The organism is Gilliamella sp. wkB72, assembly GCF_001693745.1.
GTDB lineage: Bacteria > Pseudomonadota > Gammaproteobacteria > Enterobacterales > Orbaceae > Gilliamella > Gilliamella apicola_E.
The window spans coordinates 561,353-586,422 of record NZ_LZEI01000006.1 but is presented as its reverse complement, the minus strand read 5'-3'; the positions used below and the strand labels follow the sequence as shown (position 1 = coordinate 586,422).

At 31.9% G+C, this 25,070-nt stretch carries 22 protein-coding genes and 1 other RNA gene; 6 read left to right on the top strand and 17 right to left on the bottom strand.

Going from position 1 to position 25,070, the window contains the following annotated elements:
* Nucleotides 1-4 precede the first annotated feature (4 nt).
* The gene (locus tag A9G07_RS04065; RefSeq protein WP_065734127.1) at nt 5-964 is read left to right on the top strand and encodes an FAD:protein FMN transferase; all 960 of its coding nucleotides are present in this window, start codon (nt 5-7) and stop codon (nt 962-964) included.
* A gap of 91 nt (nt 965-1,055) precedes the next feature.
* Nucleotides 1,056-2,516 (top strand): DASS family sodium-coupled anion symporter, encoded by a 1,461-nt coding sequence (locus A9G07_RS04060; RefSeq protein WP_065734126.1) that lies wholly within the window; start codon nt 1,056-1,058, stop codon nt 2,514-2,516.
* Nucleotides 2,517-2,562: 46 nt separating this feature from the next.
* On the opposite strand, the gene A9G07_RS04055 is transcribed toward A9G07_RS04060, so the two are convergent.
* The 4 genes from A9G07_RS04055 to A9G07_RS04040 all read right to left on the bottom strand — a co-directional run bounded on the left by A9G07_RS04055 (nt 2,563) and on the right by A9G07_RS04040 (nt 8,430).
* The gene (locus A9G07_RS04055) at nt 2,563-4,086 is read right to left on the bottom strand and encodes a Ppx/GppA phosphatase family protein (protein WP_218059991.1); all 1,524 of its coding nucleotides are present in this window, start codon (nt 4,084-4,086) and stop codon (nt 2,563-2,565) included.
* Nucleotides 4,087-4,096: 10 nt separating this feature from the next.
* Nucleotides 4,097-6,154, bottom strand: coding sequence for a polyphosphate kinase 1 (gene ppk1, locus A9G07_RS04050; protein ID WP_065562829.1), 2,058 nt, complete (start codon nt 6,152-6,154; stop codon nt 4,097-4,099).
* Nucleotides 6,155-6,266: 112 nt separating this feature from the next.
* Complete coding sequence (gene pykF / locus A9G07_RS04045) at nt 6,267-7,679, bottom strand: pyruvate kinase PykF (protein WP_065562828.1); 1,413 nt, start codon at nt 7,677-7,679, stop codon at nt 6,267-6,269.
* Nucleotides 7,680-8,010: 331 nt separating this feature from the next.
* Nucleotides 8,011-8,430 carry an META domain-containing protein gene (locus A9G07_RS04040; protein WP_065734124.1) on the bottom strand — a complete coding sequence of 140 codons (420 nt, stop codon included), beginning with the start codon at nt 8,428-8,430 and terminating at the stop codon, nt 8,011-8,013.
* 73 nt (nt 8,431-8,503) lie between these two features.
* Here A9G07_RS04040 and hrpA point away from each other — a divergent pair, with 73 nt between their 5' ends.
* A complete protein-coding gene (gene hrpA, locus A9G07_RS04035; protein WP_065734123.1) occupies nt 8,504-12,373 on the top strand; it encodes an ATP-dependent RNA helicase HrpA in 3,870 nt (1,289 codons plus the stop codon).
* Nucleotides 12,374-12,422: 49 nt separating this feature from the next.
* Here the strand turns inward: hrpA and A9G07_RS04030 are convergent, their stop codons facing one another.
* From A9G07_RS04030 to A9G07_RS04020, 3 genes are all read right to left on the bottom strand, one after another.
* Nucleotides 12,423-13,466 (bottom strand): YdgH/BhsA/McbA-like domain containing protein, encoded by a 1,044-nt coding sequence (locus A9G07_RS04030; RefSeq protein ID WP_065734122.1) that lies wholly within the window; start codon nt 13,464-13,466, stop codon nt 12,423-12,425.
* 47 nt (nt 13,467-13,513) lie between these two features.
* Nucleotides 13,514-14,227: a helix-turn-helix domain-containing protein gene (locus A9G07_RS04025; protein WP_065562825.1), complete on the bottom strand. Its 714-nt coding sequence runs from the start codon at nt 14,225-14,227 to the stop codon at nt 13,514-13,516.
* Between the two features lie 324 nt (nt 14,228-14,551).
* Nucleotides 14,552-14,971: a phage/plasmid replication protein, II/X family gene (locus A9G07_RS04020; RefSeq protein WP_081303338.1), complete on the bottom strand. Its 420-nt coding sequence runs from the start codon at nt 14,969-14,971 to the stop codon at nt 14,552-14,554.
* 96 nt (nt 14,972-15,067) lie between these two features.
* On the opposite strand from A9G07_RS04020, the gene A9G07_RS04015 reads away from it, so the two are divergent.
* Nucleotides 15,068-15,265, top strand: coding sequence for a hypothetical protein (locus A9G07_RS04015; RefSeq protein ID WP_065734120.1), 198 nt, complete (start codon nt 15,068-15,070; stop codon nt 15,263-15,265).
* Between the two features lie 420 nt (nt 15,266-15,685).
* Here the strand turns inward: A9G07_RS04015 and A9G07_RS04010 are convergent, their stop codons facing one another.
* The 6 genes from A9G07_RS04010 to A9G07_RS03985 form a co-directional block, all read right to left on the bottom strand.
* A complete protein-coding gene (locus A9G07_RS04010; protein ID WP_141677467.1) occupies nt 15,686-16,627 on the bottom strand; it encodes a zincin-like metallopeptidase domain-containing protein in 942 nt (313 codons plus the stop codon).
* Nucleotides 16,628-16,630: 3 nt separating this feature from the next.
* Nucleotides 16,631-16,915: a hypothetical protein gene (locus tag A9G07_RS04005; protein ID WP_065734118.1), complete on the bottom strand. Its 285-nt coding sequence runs from the start codon at nt 16,913-16,915 to the stop codon at nt 16,631-16,633.
* A 220-nt stretch (nt 16,916-17,135) separates the two neighbouring features.
* Complete coding sequence (locus tag A9G07_RS04000) at nt 17,136-18,077, bottom strand: zincin-like metallopeptidase domain-containing protein (RefSeq protein ID WP_065734117.1); 942 nt, start codon at nt 18,075-18,077, stop codon at nt 17,136-17,138.
* 3 nt (nt 18,078-18,080) lie between these two features.
* Nucleotides 18,081-18,365, bottom strand: a complete 285-nt coding sequence (locus A9G07_RS03995; RefSeq protein WP_065734116.1) for a hypothetical protein — start codon at nt 18,363-18,365, stop codon at nt 18,081-18,083.
* Nucleotides 18,366-18,628: 263 nt separating this feature from the next.
* A complete protein-coding gene (locus tag A9G07_RS03990) occupies nt 18,629-19,573 on the bottom strand; it encodes a zincin-like metallopeptidase domain-containing protein (RefSeq protein ID WP_065734115.1) in 945 nt (314 codons plus the stop codon).
* Nucleotides 19,573-19,857: a hypothetical protein gene (locus tag A9G07_RS03985; RefSeq protein ID WP_065734114.1), complete on the bottom strand. Its 285-nt coding sequence runs from the start codon at nt 19,855-19,857 to the stop codon at nt 19,573-19,575. The genes A9G07_RS03990 and A9G07_RS03985 overlap by 1 nt, the downstream gene beginning before the upstream one ends.
* 170 nt (nt 19,858-20,027) lie before the next feature.
* Between A9G07_RS03985 and A9G07_RS03980 the strand changes: the two genes are divergently transcribed.
* Entirely contained in the window at nt 20,028-20,255 is a 228-nt protein-coding gene (locus A9G07_RS03980) for a hypothetical protein (protein WP_065734113.1), read from the top strand.
* 5 nt (nt 20,256-20,260) lie between these two features.
* Nucleotides 20,261-21,094 carry a zeta toxin family protein gene (locus A9G07_RS03975; protein WP_065734112.1) on the top strand — a complete coding sequence of 278 codons (834 nt, stop codon included), beginning with the start codon at nt 20,261-20,263 and terminating at the stop codon, nt 21,092-21,094.
* Nucleotides 21,095-21,420: 326 nt separating this feature from the next.
* Here the strand turns inward: A9G07_RS03975 and A9G07_RS03970 are convergent, their stop codons facing one another.
* From A9G07_RS03970 to A9G07_RS03955, 4 genes are all read right to left on the bottom strand, one after another.
* Nucleotides 21,421-23,361, bottom strand: a complete 1,941-nt coding sequence (locus A9G07_RS03970) for a peptidase U32 family protein (RefSeq protein WP_065734111.1) — start codon at nt 23,359-23,361, stop codon at nt 21,421-21,423.
* A gap of 101 nt (nt 23,362-23,462) precedes the next feature.
* Complete coding sequence (gene htpX, locus A9G07_RS03965) at nt 23,463-24,332, bottom strand: protease HtpX (protein WP_065734110.1); 870 nt, start codon at nt 24,330-24,332, stop codon at nt 23,463-23,465.
* Between the two features lie 205 nt (nt 24,333-24,537).
* Nucleotides 24,538-24,633: signal recognition particle sRNA small type (gene ffs, locus A9G07_RS03960), an RNA gene on the bottom strand.
* A gap of 141 nt (nt 24,634-24,774) precedes the next feature.
* Nucleotides 24,775-25,068, bottom strand: coding sequence for an integration host factor subunit alpha (locus A9G07_RS03955; protein ID WP_034882129.1), 294 nt, complete (start codon nt 25,066-25,068; stop codon nt 24,775-24,777).
* Nucleotides 25,069-25,070 lie beyond the last annotated feature (2 nt).

Here is a 25,070-nt window from a genome sequence, read left to right as displayed (position 1 = left end):
TAAAATGCTTAATTCAAGCCATGAATATACTCAAGTATTAATGGGTACCACGGTTTCATTAACGCTTTATGAGCCTAATGAAGCCGTAGCTCATAGGGTGTTTCACACCATAAAATTACTTGAAGATAAATTGACCGTTAACCGCCGTCATTCAGAAGTTATGTCGATTAACGCTGCTGCGGGTAAACATCCGGTTATCGTTAGCCGTGCTGTGTTTTCGCTTATTGAGCAAGCTTATAAAATCAGTTTAATGCCCAATAGTTGTTTCAATTTTGCTATTGGTCCTTTAGTCAAATTATGGAAAATCGGTTTTCAAGGCCAGCAAGTTCCCTCCCCACTGCAAATTTATGATCAGCTATTATTAACCGATCCTAACGAAATTGAGCTTGATCCTAAAACTTGTGCAGTTTTTTTGAAAAAAAAGGGAATGGAAATTGATTTAGGTGCTATAGCCAAAGGCTATATAGCAGATGTGGTTAAAGTAGTCTTACAGCAAAATAACATACATCAAGCTATTATCAATTTAGGTGGTAACGTCTTAACTTTAGGCAAATCACCTTTAAATAGGAATGGCAATTGGCAAATAGGTTTGAAAGAGCCATTTTCACTCAACAATGAACTGGCCGGGATTATTCAAGTTAACAATAAATCTGTTGTTACATCAGGGATTTATGAGCGTTACTTTACCTTAAATAATCACCGTTATCATCACATATTCAACCCTTCAACCGGTTACCCGTTAGATAATGAATTAGAAAGTGTAACGGTAATTTCAGATACGTCGCTTGAAGGAGATATTTTTTCAACTATTCTCTATGGATTAGGGGTTAAAAAAGCTAGTAAATATTTGATTGAACATCCGAATTTATCAGCCATATTTGTTTTAAAAAATAAAACAATCGAACTAGTTAATACTGATAATTTTGCTTTTCAGCTAATTAGCCAACAATATGTTTTACATTAACATTTTATTGGAAACGAAAAGATTTATATCAAACTGAATCGTTTTTATTATGAATTAAATTAAGTCATTTTTAATTAAAAAGGAAAATACTATGAACACAGTGAAAAAACCACCTGTCAAATGGTTACCGCTCATAATTATTGCTGTTATTTCAGCAATATTATGGGAACTTGTTTCTCCGCCTGAAGGAATTAGTATTGAGGGTTGGCAAACCAGTATCATCTTTGTTGCAACTATTGCCTGTATTGTTGCTGAAATTATGCCAATTGGTGCAATTGGATTATTAGCGATAACAGTTTTTGCGGTTCTAAGACCATCAGGGGCTGCAACAGCGACAGAGGCGATTAAAATTTCATTAAGCGAATTAAACAGTAGCCTTATTTGGCTTATCGTTATTGCTTTTATGATAGCACGTGGTTTTATCAAAACAGGGTTAAGTAAGCGTATAGCTTATTATCTAGTTAAACTTTTAGGTAGAAATACATTAGGTTTAGCCTATGGCCTGTCGGTAACGGATATGGCATTAGCTCCAGCTATTCCTAGTACGACAGCTCGTGCTGGCGGTGTGATTTATCCAATCGCTGAAGCATTAGCGATCAATTTTAATTCAAATCCAAAAGATGAATCAAGAAATCGTATTGGCACTTTCTTAATGTTAACTATTAGTCATGTAAATGATATTACATCGGCAATGTTTTTAACTGCCTTTACCGGCAACTTGTTGGCAGCCAAATTAGTAACAAGTCAACTTGGTATTACTTTAGGCTGGGGACAATGGTTTATGGCGGCTATTGTACCTTGTTTAGTCTCATTTATTGTTATTCCTTTAGTTATCTACTTTTTAACCAATCCTGAACTTAAAAAGACACCAGAAGCGCCTAAATTAGCCACAGAAGAACTTAAAAAAATGGGGGCTCTGACCTTTAAAGAACTTATTATGGGTTCAACTGTTTTATTACTGTTAGGCTTGTGGATTTTTGGTAAAAACTTTGGTATTGATTCAACTACTACTGCATTTATCGGCTTAACAATTTTAATTTTAACCGGTGTACTTAGCTGGGATGATATCAAAGGTGAAAAGGCTGCTTGGGATACTTTAATTTGGTTTGCAGCATTACTGATGATGGCGGGACAAGTCAATAAACTTGGCGTAACTAAGTGGCTAGGCGATACAATTGGTAATGCGGTTAAAGGTCACTTAGGAGATAGTAGCTGGGTTTTAGTCATTGTTATTTTGTGTGTAGCCTATGTTTATCTACATTACTTCTTTGCGAGTGGTAATGCGCATATTGCTGCTTTATTCCCAGTATTTTTAACGGTTGCTTTAGCGCTCGGCGTGCCGCAAATGATTGCCATTTTTGCATTAGTTATTTGTACTAACTATTTTGGTTCGATTACCCAATTTGCTAATGCTCGTAACCCGTTACTGTTTGCTGAAGGCTTTGTACCGGTTAAAACATGGTGGAAAGTCGGTTTCATTTGTAGCGTAGTAAATTTAATTATTGTTTTCACTATTGGTATTTTATGGTGGAAAATCATTGGATTAGGCTAAAAGTTTAGCTATCACCGCCAGTTTAACTGGCGGTTTTTTTGAGTGATTAAAACATTTCAATCGATAATTTCCAATCATTAACCGATTTCCAATATTTCTGCTCCTGCTCTAAATCAAGCAAGATTAACTTATTATTTTCAACAAACTTTTCGTTGAGTTCTATCGTCAGTTTGCTCAATTTATCACTGTTTAATTTTAATCTAAATGCAGTGAGATCCAGATCGTTATTACGCTGGTTATTAAATAAAACGGCAAGCCGCAAAATCTGCAATAACGAGATGATATGTTTGTATTCGAATAAACTAAAATAGGGCAGTTCATCAATGTTAATTGACTTTCGGTGATAACGTACAAGGGTAGACAATAAAAGTTGTTGTTCTTCGTTGAATCCTGGTAAGTTACTATTTAACAGAATATAACTCGAATGTTTGTGAATTGATGAAAAATTTATTTTCAGTCCCACTTCATGGAGTTGCGCTGCCCAATAGAGGATAGATTCTAAATGTTGCGGAATATTAGTCGAAGTTTGCATTTTCCATTGTGCAAAAAGATACTTTGCCGTTTTCACCACTTGTTTGGCATGACGCTCATCAATGTTGTAATGCTGAGAGAGTGATTCGGCTGTTGTTTGTCTTATATCTCGATAATTTGGACCATCAATAAGTTCATACAAAACTCCTTCACGCAATGCGCATGGGCTAAATTGAAGCTCTTGTAACCCTAATGCATTAAAAACGCCACTAAAAATGGCTAACCCGCTGACGAAAACGTTTTTTCTTTCTTCTGAAAGCGATGGATAGTCAATATCATGAAAAGACTTGAATTCTAAAATATAACTGATTAAATCATCCAAACGTTTAGGCGTAATGATTCCATCGCTGACACCTAAATCTAATAATATTTTGTAAATACTTTTGATTGTGCCGGAAGTACCAAATGCGACACTAATATTTTGTCTTTTTATTGTGGTAATAAGATTTTCAATTTGTTGTTCAGCTGCCAGTTTAGCTCTTAAAAATGAATATCGGTCAATGGTCTTTTGTGGAAAAAATTGCTTAGTGTAAGTAACACAGCCCATTGGTCGACTTGCCACAATAAATGGTTTGAGATCGTTTCCTCGACCTATGGCAATTTCAGTCGATCCACCACCAATATCAATAACAAATTTGGTATCTTCTTCGGCGGTTGATTCGGCTGTCATGGTACCTAAATAGATTAAACGGGCTTCCTCTTGTCCGGAAATAATTTCAATTGGGTAGGGTAGAACCTTAGCCGCTTCGGCTAGAAATTTATGCCGATTGGTGGCGATACGTAACGTATAGGTTGCAACAATTCGAACATTTTCCGGGGGAAATCCATTCAACCGTTCAGCAAAGAGTGCAAGGCATTCTATACCTCGTTTAATACTTGACTCACTTAGCTCATAGAATTCATTTAAACCGGTAGCTAAATGAATATTTTTTTTATTTTTGTAAATAATTTGTGTTGCACCATCAATACAACGTGCAATGACCATATGAAAACTATTCGAGCCTAGATCAATAACAGCATATTCATCATATTTATTCACGTTCAAATCCTTAACTTGCTGATTCTAATTGTTTTAGATAATCATAAATTGCACGTTGTGCTCTTACTTTCTTTTTATTTCCTCTTTGGACGTAATTGTTCATATTATCTTTATCGATAATTCGAGCTTTGACATTATCATTACACTGAATATTGAAAATATTATGAATAGTGGATTTTAATGTCAGATCAAATATTTTTACGCCAACCTCAATCCGGTTATCAAGATTTCTAGGCATCCAATCGGCAGATGATATGTAGGTATCTTTATTACCGTCATTTTCGAAAATATAAACTCGAGCATGTTCGAGATATTGGTCAACAATACTGGTTACATAGATATTTTCACTTAAATTAGGAATTTGAGGAACAAGTATACAGGTGCCTCGCACAATCATGCGTATTTTCACTCCAGCACAAGAAGCTTTATAGAGTTGATTTATCATCTCTTTATCAGTTATTGCATTGAGTTTGAGATAAATACCAGAAGGTTTCCCGGCTTTGGCATTATTGATTTCTCGTTCAATGAATTCATGAAAGCGTAATCGTGTATTTTGTGGTGAAACTAATAAATGGTGAAAAGTTACCGGTTTAAATGGGTTTTCAATAAAGTTAAATACTTTGATAACTTCATCGGTAATCGCGGGGTCAGCCGTTAATAATGAAAAATCTGTATAAATACGTGCAGTTTTTTCATTAAAATTACCTGAACCAATATGAGCATAACGGACAATTCGATCGTCTTCTTTACGATCGATTAAGAATAATTTGGCATGAATTTTAAGTTTTGGTTGTGAATAGATAACTTTTATACCACTACGAATTAACCTTTTAGCCCATTTTATGTTTGCTTCTTCATCAAATCGAGCTTGCAGTTCTACCACTACTGTGACTTTTTTACCGTTGTTTGCTGCATTTATAGCAGCATGAATAAATCTGGAGTCTTTAGCTACTCGATAAATATTCATACGAATATGGGTAACAGCAGGATCAAATGACGCTTGTCGCATAATTTCAAGCACATGTCCAAATGAATAGTAAGGATAATAGAGCAATACATCTCGGTCTTTTATTGTTGCAAAAGCATTTCTGAATTTCTTGAATCGATTATAAGCAAGGCTTGGTAAGCGTTTATTAAGTAAGTTTTTGACACCAAGATCTGGAAAATTTGCTAAATCTTTGAAATTGGGATAACGTCCACCAGGCATTGCATCTTGTTCAGTTAATCTTAGTTTATTTATTAATAATTCAAATAATGCCTTTGGCATGTCTTTTTGATATGTAAAACGAACTGGCTGAGCAGTTAACCGCTGTTTCAAACCCTGAGACATTAACTCAAGTAAACTATCAAGTTCAGTATTTAATTCGTATTCAGCATCACGATTAATATTTATAGAATAAGCATTTAATTCTACCGCATCAAAGAAGACTTTAAAAATATCCGCTAAACAATAACGTAAAATGTTATCTAAAAAAATAATTGATTTATTTTTAGTTGAAACTTCTGAAGGTAATAAAACAAACCGAGGCGCATTATCTGTAGGAAGTTCAAGTAATGCATAGCTAATACTATCTTTACAGATAATTTCAACTGCTAAATAAGCATGATCATCTTTTAAAAATTGAATCAACTCAGTATGGCTATCTAACAAAATAGGGGTAATATACTGTCTTAAATTTTGCTTATAATAATTTTTTATCCAAGTTTCTTGATAAGTGGTAAGTTGCCTTTCATTTATTAGGAAAATCTGATTCCTTGCCATTTCTAATAATAGCTCGTTATAAAGCTGATCAAATTGTAATTCAAGTTGAATGACTTTTTGATTAACCTGACGCAATAAATGTTTAGCATTAGATGTTGCTTGAGCTTGTTCTTGCTCAATAAGGACATATTTTTTTAAATTTGCAAATTGGACTTTATAAAATTCATCAAGATTACTTGAGTAGATACCTAAAAAACGGATTCGTTCTATGAGAGGATTACTTTCATCAGCAGCCTCTTGTAACACCCGTTGGTTAAATGATAACCAACTTAGTTCTTTAGGTAAATATACTTTTTCTATTATCATTTTTTGTAATGCCCATTCCACTAATTTGATTTATTACAGAATAACGTAAGATAAAAAAAAAGCTAGCATATAGCTAGCTTTTTATCATTCATTTAAACAAAATTAAAGGTGATTAGATGCGGTGAACAGAAGTTGTGTTAGTTGTTCCGCTTGGAACTAATGCACCTGATACCATAACAATTGTATCACCTTGTTTTACATTACAAATTTTAACAGCCATTTCTTTACCTAAACGGTAGAAATCATCTGTTGAATTAATTGCATCAATTAAAATAGGTTCAACACCTTTAGATAAGGCAAGTTGATTGACAGTTTTTTGGCTTGAAGATAGAGCCAAAATACGAGCTGTCGGGAAGTAATGACGAAGTTCACGAGCTGATTTACCGCTACGAGTAGCAACAACAATTAATGGTACATTTAATCGTTCTGCGATTTCAACAGCACCACAACATACAGCAGCAGTAATACGTAATGTTTCTTCTTTTGTGGTTAGCTCTAATTTAGCTGGGATAGTACCATCAGTACGCTTACAAATAGTAGCCATCACATTAACTGCTTCAAATGGATATTTACCTTTAGCACTTTCGCCAGATAGCATAACAGCGTCTGTACCATCAATAATTGCATTAGCAACGTCACCAGCTTCAGCACGAGTAGGACGTGGGTTTTTGATCATTGAATCTAACATTTGAGTTGCAGTAATAACTGGTTTTGAAGCTTTATTACATTTTTTAATCATCATTTTTTGAGCAAAAATAACTTCTTCAACCGCAATTTCCACACCTAAATCACCACGAGCAACCATGATACCATCAGATGCTTCTAAAATTTCATCAAAGTTATCTAAACCTTCTTGATTTTCGATTTTAGAAATGATTTTGATTTCTTCACCGCCGTGAGCTTTAAGATGAGCACGAATATCTTCAACATCAGAACGTTTACGGATAAATGATGCTGCAATAAAATCTACACCTTGTTCACAACCGAAAATTAAGTCATTTTTATCTTTTTCAGCTAGTGCAGGTAATTTGATTGAAACACCAGGTAAGTTAATACCTTTATTTTCACCAAGGTCACCGTTATTTAAAACTTTACAAATAACTTCGTTACCTTTGATTTCTTGAACGTCCATAGCGATTAAACCATCATCAACTAATACACGGTTACCTGGTTTAAGATCTTGAGCAAATCCTTTATATGTAACGGCTACACGTTCTGAATTACCAACTACATTTTCATCAGTAGTAAAAGTGAAAGTTTGGCCTGCTACAAGTGATACATCGTTTCCACCTTCAAGCTTAATAGTACGAATTTCTGGGCCTTTAGTATCTAACATGATGGCAGCTTTTAAGCCTGTTTCTTGCATTACTTCACGTAAATTTTTGATTCGATTACCATGCTCTTCATAATCACCATGAGAGAAGTTTAAACGCATTACATTCATGCCTGCATTTAATAATTTAGTTAGCATCTCTTTTGATTCTGATTTTGGTCCTATGGTACAAACGATTTTTGTCTTTTTCATAATATTATCTACTAGTTGTTAAAGTTAATGTTCAAATTTAAATAAATGGTTTTAAATATAAATATTTAAACAAAAAAAACCAATGCCAGTGCATTGGTATAAAAAGGGAAGAGTAACTTTAAAAAGTTACTCTTATTAAAAGCAATATCTAAAGAATTTAGTAATCTCATCAATATAAGCCATTCTTAAAAACTTTTTTTATTATAGTCTTAACGACATTTTAAATAAAGTTTTTTATCAAAAAACTAGACATCAATTGAGATAGAAAAAAACTAAAACATTTTTTTGGTTAAATTTTTACCAAGTTTGTGATAAAAAATGTCTTTTTAAATTACATTAAATCTTTAAGTTGATAAATTAGTTCAATATCTTTATTTTTTAAAGTCAATAGATCTTTGTCCAAACTGACTGATGCTCCGTCTTGAATTAATTGAGCGATGGTATCATCTAACTTACTCAATTGCTCATCATCACAAGCCATTTTTGCCATACTAACACCAGGGCCTTTGATCGTTTCGTTTTCCAATTCTACTTTTGCAACAAAGCGATTACACATTTTTCCATAAATATTCATGTTTTCACCAAATTCAAGCTCAGCGTTTTTATCTGTTGAAATATCTTGACCATTGGCTTTAATCAATACAAAGCGATGATGCATTAAATCTTCAGCTTTAACGCTCTTAGATTCACCACAACCAGTCATCACGAAAGTTCCAGTAAAAAGCATTATTAATAGTAAAGTCTTTTTCATCTTAACTCCTAATAGTTGGCTAAATTTGATATAATCAGTTTAATTAAAATTTAATAATTACATTTTACTCTTTATGTTAATTCAACAGCAAATTAAATTTTTTCAATCAATGACTTTCTTAGATCAACACAAAATAAGAAAGCTTTCAAACAAAAATCAAAATTTAGATACCATCGAACAAGCGATTGCTCAAGCTGTTGCACATTATAATGTTCGATTACAATCGTTACCTAAAGATATCGATTTTCCAGATAATCTACCAGTAGTTGATAAGAAAGAGGCGATAGCTGAAGCAATTAAAAATAATCAAGTTGTAATTATTGCCGGTGAAACAGGTTCAGGAAAAACGACACAAATACCTAAAATATGTTTGGAACTAGGCTTAGGTGTTAAAGGTTTTATTGGCCATACCCAACCGAGAAGGTTAGCAGCTCGTTCAGTTGCCAATCGTATTGCTGAGGAATTAAAAACAGAAATAGGCAACTTAGTGGGCTATAAAGTCAGATTTTCTGATCATGTCAGCGAAACTACTTTGGTGAAATTGATGACTGATGGAATTTTACTGGCAGAGATTCAGCAAGATAAATTATTACTTCAATACGATACTATTATTATAGATGAAGCTCATGAACGTAGTTTAAATATCGATTTTATTTTGGGATATTTGAAACAATTATTACCTAAACGTCCTGACTTAAAAGTCATCATAACTTCAGCTACAATAGATGTTGAACGTTTTTCAAATCATTTTAATCATGCCCCAATCATTGAAGTTTCAGGTCGAACCTATCCTGTCGAAGTTAGATACCGTCCAACAATTCTTAATGATGATTATGGAAATGACAGAAATAATGATTTTCAGCCTATTATAGATGCAATCGATGAATTATCTTTTGAAAGTAATGGGGATATTTTGATTTTTCTTACAGGGGAGCGTGAAATACGTGATCTGGCTGATACGCTAAGGAAAATTGAACTGAAACATACTGAGATTTTGCCTTTATATGCTAGATTATCAGCATCTGAACAAAACCGTATCTTTCAATCACACAGTGCTCGAAGAATTATCTTAGCTACAAATGTGGCTGAAACATCCTTGACCGTTCCTGGTATTAAATATGTTATCGATCCTGGTTTAGCAAGAATTAGTCGTTATAGTTATCGGACGAAAGTTCAACGATTACCAATTGAACCCATTTCTCAAGCATCAGCGAATCAACGAAAAGGGCGTTGTGGTAGAACTTCAGATGGTATTTGTATACGTTTATATGATGAACAAGATTTTTTATCTAGACCTGAATTTACTGAGCCTGAAATTCTTCGAACCAATTTAGCATCAGTTATATTACAAATGACTTCATTAGGCTTAGGTGATATAGCGGCTTTTCCATTTGTTGAAGCACCTGATTCTAGGTATATCCGTGATGGTATACGATTATTAGAAGAATTAGGTGCAATTTATACTAAACATCATCATTATCATTTGACTGAGATAGGACGAATTTTATCTCAATTACCTATTGATCCTAGATTAGCTAGAATGCTAGTTGAAGCTAGACGGTTAGGTTGTATAAAAGAAGTTATGATTATTGTGGCAGCACTATCAATACAAGATCCTCGAGAAAGGCCATTTGATAAACAGCAAGCTTCTGATGAGAAACACCGTAGATTTGCTGATAAAGAATCTGATTTTATATCACTTATCAATTTATGGAATTATGTAACAAATCAACAAGCCGATCTGTCGGGTAATCAATTTAGACGGTTGTGTAAAAAAGAATATCTTAACTATCTTAGAATTCGAGAATGGCAAGACGTTTATACACAAATTAGACAAACCATTAAACAACTTGCTTTTCCGATTAATAGTCAATTAGCAGATTATCGTTCACTGCATACTGCGTTATTAAGCGGCTTATTGTCACATGTTGGTATGAAAGAAATTGAAAAACATGAATATACTGGTGCTCGTAATATTAAATTTGCTATATTCCCTAATTCAGCCATCTTTAAAAATCAACCAAAATGGTGTATAGCTAGTGAACTTGTTGAGACAAGCCGTCTATGGGGTAGAACGGCTGCTAAAATTGAAGCAGATTGGATTGAACCATTAGCAAAACATCTAGTTAAATATAGTTATAGTGAGCCTAGATGGTCTAAAAAGAATGGGACAACTTTAGCCAATGAAAAAGTAACTTTATTCGGTCTACCAATTGTTGCAAACCGCATAGTTAATTATAGTAAAATTGACCCAGTACTAAGTCGTTCCTTATTTATTCGGAATGCTTTGGTTGAAGGTGATTGGCAAACTAATCACCAGTTTTATAAACAAAATCAGAAATTAATCAATGAAGTTGAGGATCTTGAACATAAATCTCGTCGTCAGGATATTCTGATTGATAATGATGATCTTTATAATTTTTATGATGAACGAATAGACAAATCAGTTATTTCCGCAAAACATTTTGATACGTGGTGGAAAAACAAACAAAAAATAGACCCTGATTTTTTAAATATTGAAAAAAATATGCTGATTAAACAATCAGCTCAACCTGTAAAAATAAACGATTATCCAGATTTTTGGTATCAGAATAACTTGAAATTACCTTTAACTTATCAATTTGATCTAGGTAATGTACGTGACGGTGTAACAATTTCTATTCCGCTTAATATATTAAATCAAATAAAAGATACAGGATTTGATTGGCAAGTACCTGGATTTCGTTATGATTTAGTTATTGCTTTAATAAAATCATTACCAAAATCTTTACGCAAAAGCTTAGTTCCTGCGCCTAACTATGCTGAGGCTTTTTTAAGTAGAGTTAATTCAATTGAACATCCATTACTTGAAACATTAGAAAATGAATTTAGGAAAATGACAGGTATAAAAATTCAGCCAACTGATTGGCAATTAGAACAAGTACCAGATTACTTAAAAATGAATTTTAGTATTGTTGATAATGGACGAGAAATAGCTTTTGGCAAAGATCTAATGATGATTAAAGAACATCTTAAAACAGAAGTTCAAGAAGCATTATCATCGCTGACTCAAAAAAAATCTGTCAAAATAGAGAAAGATAATATTATTGATTGGAATTTTGGTCACTTACCAAGTATTTATGAAGAAAAACAAAATAATTATACAGTTAAAGCCTATCCAGCCATCATTGATAATCAAAACTCGGTCAGTATTAAACTGGTTGATTCACTTGAGGAACAAAAAAGATTAACCAAGCTCGGGATTAGACGATTGTTGATTTTAAATATTCCATCTCCAATTAAATATTTGCACGAAAAGTTACCAAATAAATCTAAATTAGGCTTATATTTTAATTCATTCGGTACAGTTCTTAACCTTATTGATGACTGTATTGCCTGTGGAATAGACTACTTGATTAAGAAGTACAATCAGAAAGTTAAAAATCAAGAACAATATCAAGAACTGTTAGGTTATACCAAAGAGCATATCAATGAAATTGTAGTGGATATAGCTAAACAAGTGGAATCAATTTTAACTCTCCATTTTAATATTAATAAAAAACTTAAAGGCCGTATCGATTTGTCTTTAGCATTTGCGTTATCTGATATCAAAGCGCAGCTAAATGAGCTAGTTTATAAGGGTTTTGTGGCAAAAACTGGTTATAACAAACTCCATGATATTTATCGCTATTTAACTGCTATAGAAAAACGGATAGAGAAGTTAGGAACTAATGTGGCTAAAGATAGACAGTCGATGAATATAATAGAAGAAGTGAAAAACGAATATCAAAGTTGGTTTAATAGTTTGTCAGAAAATCAAAAATCATTGAATGATGTTACGAATATTAAATGGATGATAGAAGAACTTAGAGTTAACTTATTCGCTCAACAACTCGGCACACCGTATCCAATTTCTGCAAAAAGGATAAAACAACAAATAGAAACTGTATCTTCTGAATTATAGAATATAATTATAAGGATAAAAAAGAAGGGCGCTTATGCGCCCATTTTGATTATTTGTAAAGATCTACAAATACAGTGATGTTTGGCCCTTTAGAATCATGAGCAACTCGAGCAATATGATAATATTTAGCCCCAGCTTCTATTGCTCTTTTTCCTGCTTGATATGAAATTTCCTGATCAGTAACGTAGTAACCTCTAAATTTCAGTGTATCAAAGGCAACCATTTTAGCCGCAGTTGCATCGTTAATTTCCTGAATTTTTCGCCCATCAGGAAGAGTGACAGTGTAACGAGTTACTCTTTGAGGTTCAGTGGCAACGGTACTTATTGTTTCTGTATTTGATGTTGTTGTAACTTTATTAGTTGCAGCAGAATTTGTTGTAGTTTTATCAATTACTTTATTATTAAATTTATCTGCATAATATTTCTCGTTAAATGCAGAAGGGGAGTAATAACCAGGTTTTTCAACCTGCATTGCAGCTTCTCCACCTTTAGCTAATGCTAATTGACCCGCTTCAGAATCGTAAGGAATAGCATTTTCAGGTTGTAATTTACGTTCAGGAGCATCTTTTTTAAATAAATAAGCAGCTACTTGAATATTACTGCCTAATTCTGAACGTGAATCTATGTAAAAGCCATATGCACCTTGCGCTGATGCTTCTTTAGCAATAGCTTGATTTACATCATAATCTGTCGGAAAGTATCCACGAATACGCACAATGTTAAATGGTTCTAAGCGAATTGCTTTAGATTTTGGATATTCGTAAACACCTTCAAATTTACGTAAAGTTTCTGGTTGTTCTAAAGCTTTAGGTGCGTCTGCTTTATATAATTTTGCATAAACGATACGCAAAGTATCATTAGAAGGGCTGATATTTGTTGTTGTTATGTAAAAAGAAGCAGCTCCTTCATTGTCTGCAGCCTTTGACATAGCCATAACATAATCGCTATCAGTATAAAAAGCACCTCGAATCGTAATGCTTTTAAAAGATTGCATGCTGTTTGCTTGTTCTTCAGTTAATTGCTGAGCAGCAAAAGAACAAAATGGAATAAGCGCAACAGTTGTAGCGATAATTGTTTTCTTGAAACTTAACATATAAAAAACCTTACAATGAATTTTTAGTTATTTTAGCATAAATAAATTTAATTTCCTAAATCTATTAAAGCTTCCAAGTTATTGATATAAATATATTTACCTTTAGCTATTAAAATATTTTGCTCTTGTAATTTTGATAAATTACGACTTACAGTTTCAATCGTTAATCCTAAATAATTAGCTATTTCAGCACGGCTCATTGCTAGTTTTATATTTAAAGAAGAATGTCCTCTTTGCTGATATCGAAGGTAAAGAGAATAAATAAAGGTGGCCAGACGCTCATCTGATTTTTTCTGAGAATAGCAAAGAACCAATTTTTGATAATTATAAATGTCAGCACTTAATAATCTAAAGATTAAATCTCTAACATTCTTATTAGTATCAATTAATGTCATTAATTCATCATAATGCAGTTCACAGATTAGTGTGTTACTTAATGCCTGAATGTTATTGTTATAAACTTTGGTTGAAATGGCATCTAAACCAACAATATCTCCAGGTAGATAAAATCCATTAATTTGTTCATTATTTTCAGAAGTTGTGACAAATGTTTTAAGTGCACCGGAATGAACGATGAAGAATTTTTTAAATGGCGTTTTTGCTTTAACTATTATTTCGCCTTTTGAATAAGATCTTTTGCGTTCTAAAACACTACTTAATGTATTATTGAGTAACATCGGAATACAGAGCCCACCGAGACTGCATAATTCGCACGGAACAGAATAACTATTGGAACGTAATGTCTTATAAATACTATGCATAATATCCTAAATACAAGGGCTGTTGATTTGAAGTGATAAGGTTACCATATTTTGTCATAAAACAAAAATTGACCAATTTTTTTTTGTATTTCTATTCAATAAAAAGAAAAGAAATAGAAAATCACTATTAAATTTTTAAATAACTACACTAATTAATTAATCTAAACAATATAAATGAATTCTTGATAAAAGAATAGTCTTATAAAGATTTAGAATTGTTAATAGAGGGTGAGTGGCGAATAAAATGAACTTAATTGATTTAATACACCTTATTTAACATAATATAGATTATGCGCACCAATATAGATTTATAAGAGAAGTGCGTTAAACAGCTTTTAAAAATTCTAAATTTTTTGGATCATCATAAAATGATGTTGGTTCTACATACCAACTCGGACGCTGACAATTAAAATCAATATTTATAACTCTGCACATCGGAATTACATTATTTTTCTGTTGTTGTAGATTCTGTAATTGCATCTTGCTTAATCCAATCGATAAAAAATCTTGTTCGTAACGCCAAAACGTTTTACGATCCATGGAATTTTTAACGAATTGATAACCATCATTCAATAACGACCGATAAAACGAATAAATTTTATTTGACTTCGAATATGAGATTTTCCCTGTTCTAGTAACAGTAAAATAACTATCATTTAATAATGTTCGTATACGTTTATCATCATAAACATTCATATCTGCACCTTTTATAACAGACAATATATCCTTAAAAGCTATTTCCATAATTCTCTAATAATATTAATGCCATTTTTTTGATTATCCTTCTGATATTTAATAATATACAATACTGCATAAACCAAAAGACGTTTAGGAGTTAAAATGACAACGCAAAAACCAAAGAGAACTAGCCTAGCAATAAGCGCAGAAAGAAAACTAAGAATTGAAAGATTAGCAGTAGATTTAAGTTACAGAATAGGAAAATCCATTTCATGGACAGAACTAGCAACGTACATACTAGATAATTATGCAAAAGATGCGGTACAAGATATTATACATTCTGACAAAAAAATAAAATAAAGGCTAAAATGTGTCAAAATGACACAAGGTTGAACTATTATATATAGTTCAACCTTACACTAAATAAATTCTGTGAAAATATAAAAATGAAAAATAGAGACCCTAAAAATCTTTGGTACAATCCAAAGCTATATCGTTCTAAAAAAAATAACAACAATAACACACATGACACACCAAGATATTTAATCTTTGCCGTTGGGTTTTGTGTAGGGTTTTATATATGTCATAGTTTTTTTTAGTTCGCATAATCTGCCGTTATGCTAAATTCTTGACTGTTAGCCACCTGCGGTGGCCAACATTATACAGCCTACGAATTAAACATAACGGTATTAACATTATGCGAACTGATTTTTTATAGAAATTATTAATTTCTATAAAATTTCTAATTCCAATAAAGTAATTGTGACGATAATATATCGTTTAATCTCCCAACTCCATACCTTGCGATATTATTTTCTGATCAATAATAGATTTTTCTGCTAAATTTTTTCCTGAAGTCTCTAATGTCTGGTTTAAAATTTTACTTGATATTGTCGTGTGCTGTTTTTTAGCCGTTAAGTATTTGCTTTTTGTTAACGCCAATACCTTATCTGATTCAGTCAATGCTGTGCCTAATTCTGCCTTTTGAACCTCTTTATCGTCCCCAAATTTGCTTAAAAACTCTTTTAAATAAGATAAATTATATGTTTTATTACTATTAACATTTGTTAATTCACAAAGCTTTATTGCTGAAGTTTCGGCGACTAATTCATCTCGTTTGGCAAAATTTATTGCTTGCTCTTGTGTTTTGGGTATTCGTCCCAATTCCCGACTGGTTGAATGTCCGATTTCATGAAAGATATCGTTATAGTATGCTTCGGCAGTCTTATACTGGGATTTATCGGGCATATGGATAGTATGTGATTTGGCATTATAACGAGGATTTGATGTGCTGTTATGTAACACCTTAACCCCCTGACTTGCTATAAATTGCTCGACTTTTAAATTTTCCTGCCACTGTTTTTCTGGCTTAATTTCAGGCGGCAGTTTATCAAATGAAGTTTTATCTAATTGTTCAACGTTATAAAATTTAATATTTCGTAATTTTTCATTATTTTTATATAAATCACTTTCAAAAAAGTTATTTTTTTCATCCGACTTTATTTGCAAATTATGAGTTTGTATTTCATCCTCAGTTAACCAGCGAGTCTCTGAAAAGCCTTTTTGATGTCCTTTTTTATATAACCACTCTGCTTGATATATTTCTTGAGTATAAGGGTTCTTGGGAAAGTTTGCATTAGTTTGTGTGAAGTTCGAAATCTTTTGATTATTATCAGTTTGCTGTATCTGCTCGAAAAGTTGATTAATATTATCTACTTTCATCATTTACATCTCAATAAGCCAACTGTCTTCTAACCCTTCTTTTATATAATCTCTAACAAAATTTAAGGCTACAATTTTTTCATAATAGTCATTAATTTTAATCCAATCCTCATCATAAAAAGCTAAACTATCTTTATATTTTTCATAAATATAAGATGTTAATTCATCAAGCTCCTGAAGATAATTGTTATACTGTTCTTGTGTAATTAAATTTAATTCTAATGCGTATTCAAACTCATTTTTCATGGTACTTTCAATTGTTTCTACTCGTTCTTTTTGGTCTCGCATCTTGTATTCCTTAGGTAATTTGGTGATATTAATAGCTGAATTATAACCAAATTTTTTAGGGCATCCAAGCAAAAAGGCTCGCTAACTGTGTGACTGCGACTTTCGCTTTGCTATTGACATTATCAACACTATTCAATTATTAACATAAAAAGTAAATAACAATGTGTATAAAAATTAATGAGTGAATTTCGATAAAATAATTGTGACGATAATTTATCGTTTAATCTCCCAACTCCATACCTTGCGATATTATTTTCTGATCAATAATAGATTTTTCTGCTAAATTTTTTCCTGGAGTATCTAATGTCTGGTTTAACATTTTACTTGATATTGTCGTGAGCTGTTTTTTAGCCGTTAAGTATTTACTCTTTGTTAACGCCAATACCTTATCTGATTCAGTTAATGCCTTGCTTAACTCTTCCTTCTGAATATCTTTATCGTCCCCAAATTTGCTTAAAAACTCTTTTAAATAAGATAAATTATTGGTTTTATTACTATTAATATTCGTTAATTCACAAAGCTTTATTGCTGAAGTTTCGGCGACTAATTCATCTCGTTTGAAAAAATTTATTGCTTGCACAGGTGTCGTTGGTGTTCGTCCCAATTCCCGACTAGTTGAATGTCCGATTTCATGAAAGATATCGTTATAGTATCCTTCGGCAGTCTTATACTGGGATTTATCGGGCATATGGATGGTATGCGATTTAGCATTATAACGAGGGTTTGACGGGCTGTTATGTAACACCTTAACCCCCTGACTTGCTATAAATTGCTCGACTTTTAAATTTTCCTGCCACTGTTTTTCTGGCTTAATTTCAGGCGGAAGTTTATCAAAGGATGCTTTATCCAGCTGCTCTACATTATAAAATTTAATATTTTCATGATACTGATTATCTTTATATAAATTACTTTCAAAAAAACTCTCTTTTTCGTCCAGTTTAATCTGTAAATTATGAGTTTGTATTTCATCCTCAGTTAACCAACGAGTCTCTGAAAATCCTTTTTTATGTCCTCTTTCATATAACCGCTCTGCTTGATATATTTCTTGAGTATAAGGGTTCTTAGGATAGTTTGCATTGGTTTGTGTAAAGTTCGAAATCCCTTGATTATTATCAGTTTGCTGTATCTGCTCGAAAAGTTGATTAATATTATCTACTTTCATTATTTACATCTCTATAAGCCAAATTTCTTCTAAATCTTCTTTTGTATAATCTCTGACAAAATTTAAGGCTACGATTTTTTCATAATAGTTATTGATTTTAATCCAATCTTCATCATAAAAAGCTAAACTATCTTTATATTTTTCATAAATGTAAGATGTTAATTCATTGAGTTCTTGTAGATATTTATCATACTGTTCTTGAGTAATTAAGTTAAACTTCAATGCATATCTAAACTCAGCTTTTGTCAATCTTTCAATACTGTAAACTCGTTCTTTTTGGTCCCGCATACTGTTCTCCTTAGGTTGTTTTGGTGATATTAACGGCTGAATTATAACCAAATTTTGGAGGGCGTCCAAGTGGAAAGGCTCGTCATGCGTTCCTTAAGTATAAAACTTGGTGGGTTGTCGATAGTTCACTGCGTGACTGCGATCTTCTCTTTGCTATTGACATTATCAACACTATTCAATTATTAACATAAAAAGTAAATATCAATGTGTATAAAAATTAAAGAGTGAGTTCCGATTAAGTAATTATGACGATAATTTATCGTTTAATCTCCCAGCTCCATGTCTTGCGATATTGTTTTCTGGTTAATAATAGATTTTTCTGCTAAATTTCTCCCTGGAGTATCTAATGTCTGATTTAACATTTTACTTGATATTGTCGTGAGCTGTTTTTTAGCCGTTAAATATTTACTTTTGGTTAATGCCAATACTTTATCCGACTCAGTTAATGCCTTGCTTAACTCTGCTTTTTGAACATTTTTATCGTCACCAAATTTAGCTAAATTAAACTTAATATAAGCTAAATTATTATTTTTATTCGATGCAATTTGCGTTAAATTACAAAGTTTCATCGCCGATGTTTCGGCGACTAATTCATCTCTGGGTGTAAATAATCTTTTCTGTTCATTTGTTTTCGGTATTCTGTCTAATTCCCGACTGGTTGAGTGTCCGATTTCATGAAAGATATCGTTATAGTATCCTTCAGCAGTCTCATACTGGGATTTATCGGGCATATGGATGGTATGTGATTTGGGATAATAACGAGGATTTGATGCGCTGTTATGTAACACCTTAACCCCCTGACTTGCTATAAATTGCTCGACTTTTAAATTTTCCTGCCACTGTTTTTCAGGCTTAATTTCTGGTGGAAGTTTATCAAAGGAAGCTTTATCCAGCTGCTCTACATTATAAAATTTAATATTTTCATAATACTCATTATCTATATATAAATCACTTTCAAAAAAGTTATTTTTTTCATCCGGTTTTATCTGCAAATTATGAGTTAGTATTTCATCTTCAGTCAACCAACGGGTCTCTGAAAACCCTTTTTGATGACCTATTTCATATAAATCTTCTGCTTGATACACTTCTTGGGTATAGGGATTTTTAGGGTGATTGACATTGGTGGGGTCAAAATTTGAAACCTTCTGATTTTTGGCTGTCTGCTCTATCTGCTCAAAGAGATTATCTAAATTATCAAGCTTCATCATTACATCTCAATTAGCCAAATTAGCTCTAAATTATTTTTAGTTCGAGCACGTACAAAATCTAAGGCTACAATTTTTTCATAGTAATTATTTATCTTATCCCAATCATCAGGATAAAAACTTGGGTCATCTTTATACTTTTCATAAATATATGATGTTAATTCATTGAGCTCCTGGAGGTAATTATCATGTTGTTCTTGTGTAATTAAATTTACCGCCAAAGCATGTCTGAATTCATTTTTAGTCAATCTTTCAATACTGTAAACTCGTTCTTTTTGGTCTCGCATACCGCACTCCTTAAGTAGTTTTGGTGATATTAACGGCTGAATTATAACCAAATTTTGGAGGGCTTCCAAGTGGAAAGGAAAGCATAGAGAGCCTTTTCATTTGGACGCCATTAAAAATATATTCTATAATCTAAACTGTTTATAAATTTAATACAGAAAAGGAAAAGTTTATGGCGACTTTTGACGAAAAAGAGTTTTTATGGGAAGAAATGTATAACAGTGTTCGAATTTGCATTTCAAAAGCAAAAGGCTATGGCAATGAATATACATCAGATATGTTAGAAGATATTAAAAAATTAAGAGAATTTAGAAAAAAAATTGCAGATACTTCTTATGCAGAAATTGATTATGAAGCTGCATTAAAATTTTTCCAGTTAATCGAAAATAAATATAAGTAATTAATATGAAAAACAATGAACAATTATCCCATGTATCTAATCAAGAAAAGAATCATATCGTTAATGACATATGGATTGATATTCATATAGAACAACCCGAATTGACATCACAACAAAACCCCAAAGCTTATGTTGTAGGTGGACAACCAGGAGCTGGTAAATCTACCTTTACAAATAAACTTCAAACTGAATACAGTAATAATATTCTAATTATTGACTTAGATTCTTATCGAGAACGTCACCCAAACTACAAAACATTGTATGAAAAATATGGCAAAGAATCTTCAGAATATACACATCAATTTGCAAGTGAAATCAAAGAAGAAATACAAAAACGAGCTATTGATGCCAAGTATAATATTATTATTGATGGCACACTCAAAAATATAAATAAAGCAGAAAAAAAAATTAATGACTTAAAAAATAATGGTTATAGCATTGATGTATTGATTCATATTTGTCCAAAAGAGGTAAGTTGGCAAAGTGTTAATATTCGTTATGAAAAGGCTTTAAAACAAGGACGTATCCCACGCTATGTTCCTAAAAATGTGCATGATCAAGTTGTTGAAGCTTTACCCGTTAATGCGAATAAACTAAGTCAATCAACGCAAATTGAATCATTAACCGTTTATAATCGACAAGAAAAAATTTATGATTCCAAGATTGATAAAGGTTTACCATCTGTATCTATTCAAAATGAAATTAATAAAGATGAAAATAAACTATCACAAGATGAGAGCTTTGCTAAACTACTTCAAACTGCTAAGCAGAATGTGGCAAATAAAAAATCGATCAGACAAATAAAAGATAACGAAAAAGATAACGATATGGAAAGATAATGTAGATACATTTTTAAGTAATTTAAGTTTATTTAAAATAAACAATCAATCTATTGATTTTATTAGTTAAATTAATTTAGTATACATAATGTGAAATGCGTTGTGTTGAGTAACTCAGTATATTAATTTGTTATAGGATTTATCACTTATTTTCAATTATTACTTACCTAATTAATTATATTTAATAAAATCATAATATTAAAGTTCAAATAATCTATATTATGTTAAACAATAACATTATTACGAACTAAAATAACACCTTTTGCATTACTATTTATCGCTAATATTTTTTATTAATTAGATATAAATTCCTAATAATCAACATGTTAATTATTATTTGTCAGTAAAATAACTTCACTACCAAGTACTGGGATTTTTAAAATATGTTTTTTGATTTTGCCCCAAACCTGCATTTCACAAGCTTTACAGTTGAATTTTAAAATTAATTCTTCATTATTATTTTGAATTAATTTCATTGGTGTTACTTTAGTTTTAACTCCTTGAATCCCTTTAGCTTGTTTTGGACATAAATTAAATGCAAATCTTAGACAATGCTTTGTAGTCATTAAAGGAACGTCATCTTTAACTTCGTGAGCTTCAAATGCACTCTCGATTAGTTTTACACCATGTTGAGCATAAAATTCACGAGCTTTGTGATTATAAACATTAGCTAAAAAACTTAATTGTTGTTCAGGATATATCGGTATTGGATTTACTTGAGGTTTACGAATATTTCTTCGATAATTATTTAATCGCTCTAGAGTTAATTTATCAATAATATCTCGTCTTAACTGATTTAATTGACTGTTGGGAACAAAATAAGCTTGGTTTAAATCTATAATTAACTCCGCTAAATAATAGGTTGTCTGACCTAACTTAGATAAACTATCTCTTATATTATTGAGAGCTTTATCCTGTTGCTTAGCTAACTCAAATGGGCCTTTCAATTCAATTTTAACGCAACTACCCTCTTCACTCGATGCAATTAACTCCAAACCGTTTGCTATATTTTTAAGCCTAAATGTTACACCGATACGACGGCAACAAGATTCTTTTAATAAAATTTGTTGCCAATTATGATCTAAATTGCGATTAATTTGATAAGGTAATTTTATAGAATATAATGCTTTAGGTATTTCATTAGGAAATACTTGATAATGATTATTACCAATTTTTTCTACTTTATCAGCTCTAAAACCTATAATTTCCCTTTTGATTAAAACATTTAATCCATCACCATTAGTTAACGCTTGTTCTGATTTTATTACGATAGATTGTTTAGTAATTTTTATAATTTCACCAATTGTTAAGCCAATAAATTTGGGTGAATCAAATGCACCAATATTGGCTTGTCTACCTCGAACAAAATAATCGGTAGATCCTCTGTGGAATGTTCTATTTGGATCCGGGGTAAAAAAGTGTTCAGTTTTGCCACTCGATGCAGCAACAAAATCTGTGTTTTTTTCTAAAATATTATCTAATTTTTTACGATAAAATGCGGTTATATTTTTAACATAACTCAAATCTTTGTATCTGCCTTCAATCTTGAAAGATCTCACTCCGGCTTGTATCAACTCTATTAAATTATCAGACTGATTATTATCCTTCATTGATAAAAGATGTTTTTCATAAGCGACGATGCGACCTTGTTCGTCTTTTAATGTAAATGGCAATCGACAAGCTTGAGAACAGTCGCCTCGATTAGCGCTTCGACCCGTTTGTGCATGAGAAATATAACATTGACCAGAAAATGCAACACATAATGCGCCATGAATAAAAAATTCAATATTTGCATCAATTTGTTGATGTATGTTTGCTATTTCGGTTAAATTTAATTCTCTCGCTAAAACTATTTGAGAAAAACCTACATCGGAAAGAAATTTAGCTTTTTCTGGCGTTCTAATATCCATTTGGGTACTAGCATGTAAATCAATTGGTGGGATATCCATAGCTAATATTCCCATATCTTGAACTATCAAAGCATCCACACCAGCATTATATAATTGCCAAATTAGTTGTCTTGCAGCTTCAAGCTCATTGTCATGAAGAATTGTGTTTAAAGTTACAAAAACCTTAGCGTAAAAATGATGAGCAAATTCTACTAGTTTAGCAATATCACTTACTGAATTACCAGCATTATGACGAGCACCAAATTGAGGACCGCCAATATAAATAGCATCAGCTCCATGTAAGATAGCTTCTTTTGCAATTTCTATATTTTTTGCGGGGCTAAGTAATTCTAATTTAGTAGTGTGTTGCCTATACATGAGAGATTCTCTGAGAAAATATTAGGATGGTATATTAAATTTTAATCAAAAAATGGCAAATACAATTAATATTTGCCATTGAAGTTTTTAAATATTATTTATTAAAGAATATTAGATTGATTACGCAATGCTTCAATACGTTTATCTAAAGGTGGATGAGATAAGAATAGTTGAGAAAATCTTGCTTTCTTCTCACCATTAATACAGAATGCCAAAATTGATGCTTCTTCACTTGGCTCATGACTCAATTTTAATTTTTCTAAAGCAGCAATCATTTTAGTAGACCCTACTAATTTCGCTGAGCCTGCATCAGCATGAAACTCTCGATAACGTGAAAACCACATAGCAATGATGCTTGCTAAAATACCAAATACAGTTTCAAAAATCATTACGATGAAATAATAAGCAAAAGTAGATAATCCTTCACTTCTATCTTCCAAAGCTTTTGTTACGATTGAAGCAAAAATTCGTGAAATGAAAATAACAAAAGTATTAAGTACACCTTGTAAAAGTGCCATTGTCACCATATCACCATTTGCAACGTGACTCATTTCATGTCCAATTACAGCTTCCGCTTCATCTTGAGTCATAGCGGCTAAAAGACCCGAGCTAACAGCTACGAGAGAATTATTTTTAGTTGCTCCGGTTGCAAAAGCATTTATATCTTCTGCTTGATAAATCGCAACTTGTGGTGTTTTTAATTTCAATTCATTTGCTTGACGATTAACTACATCTAAAAGCCATTGCTCTTGAGCGTTGCGAGGATTAGTAATTATTTTCCCACCAACAGAACTTAAAGCCATTCTTTTAGATAAAAGAAGTGAAATAAAAGACCCACCAAAACCAAATATAGCTGCAAATATAAGTAATCCTAATGTACTATGAGCATCAACGCCACAAATACTTAAAATAATACCAAATACAAACATAACAGCTAAGTTAGTTAGGATAAATAATCCAACTCGCATCATAAATAATTCCTCATTACTGTTTTTCTAATATGAATAATTTTACTTAAGAAGATAAATAAAATTTGATATATGATCGCAAAAATGTTGCATCTCTACAACCTCTTTAATATGAAATTTTGAAAGGATAAATTAAGTGACTATTTAATAGCCATTAAAGACAATGGTAAGTTAATAGCAATATTAATTTAGAGAATTTTGGAGGAGACCCTATCAGCCACATCCCACACACATATTTTTTACTTTGGCTGCTTCCTTCCGGACCTGACCTGATGAGCAAAAAAATGTTGCAAGAGGACCCATAGAGCCTCCATTGAAGAGGCGTTATTATGCTTTAATTAACAAATTATTACAATATTTATAACGAAAAAAGAACTAACCTTCCTGTCTTGTAATAACAACAGAAAGGCTATTACATATCAAACGAAATTTAAAAAATGTTTAACTATAGAGTTAAATTTTTCTCAATTCGTTCTCTAAATTTAATACCTGGTCTAAATGTGACAACTCGACGAGCTGAGATATCAACACTTTCGCCTGTTTTTGGATTGCGACCTGGTCGTGAATTTTTATCACGAACAGCGAAATTACCAAATCCAGACAGTTTAACAGGTTCACCTTTTTCTAAAGCAACACGAATTTCTTCGAAAAAAAGTTCAACTAGGACTTTAGCTTCTTGACGATCAATATCAAATTTATCGGCAAGACGATCTGCAATATCAGCTTTAGTTAATGTCATAA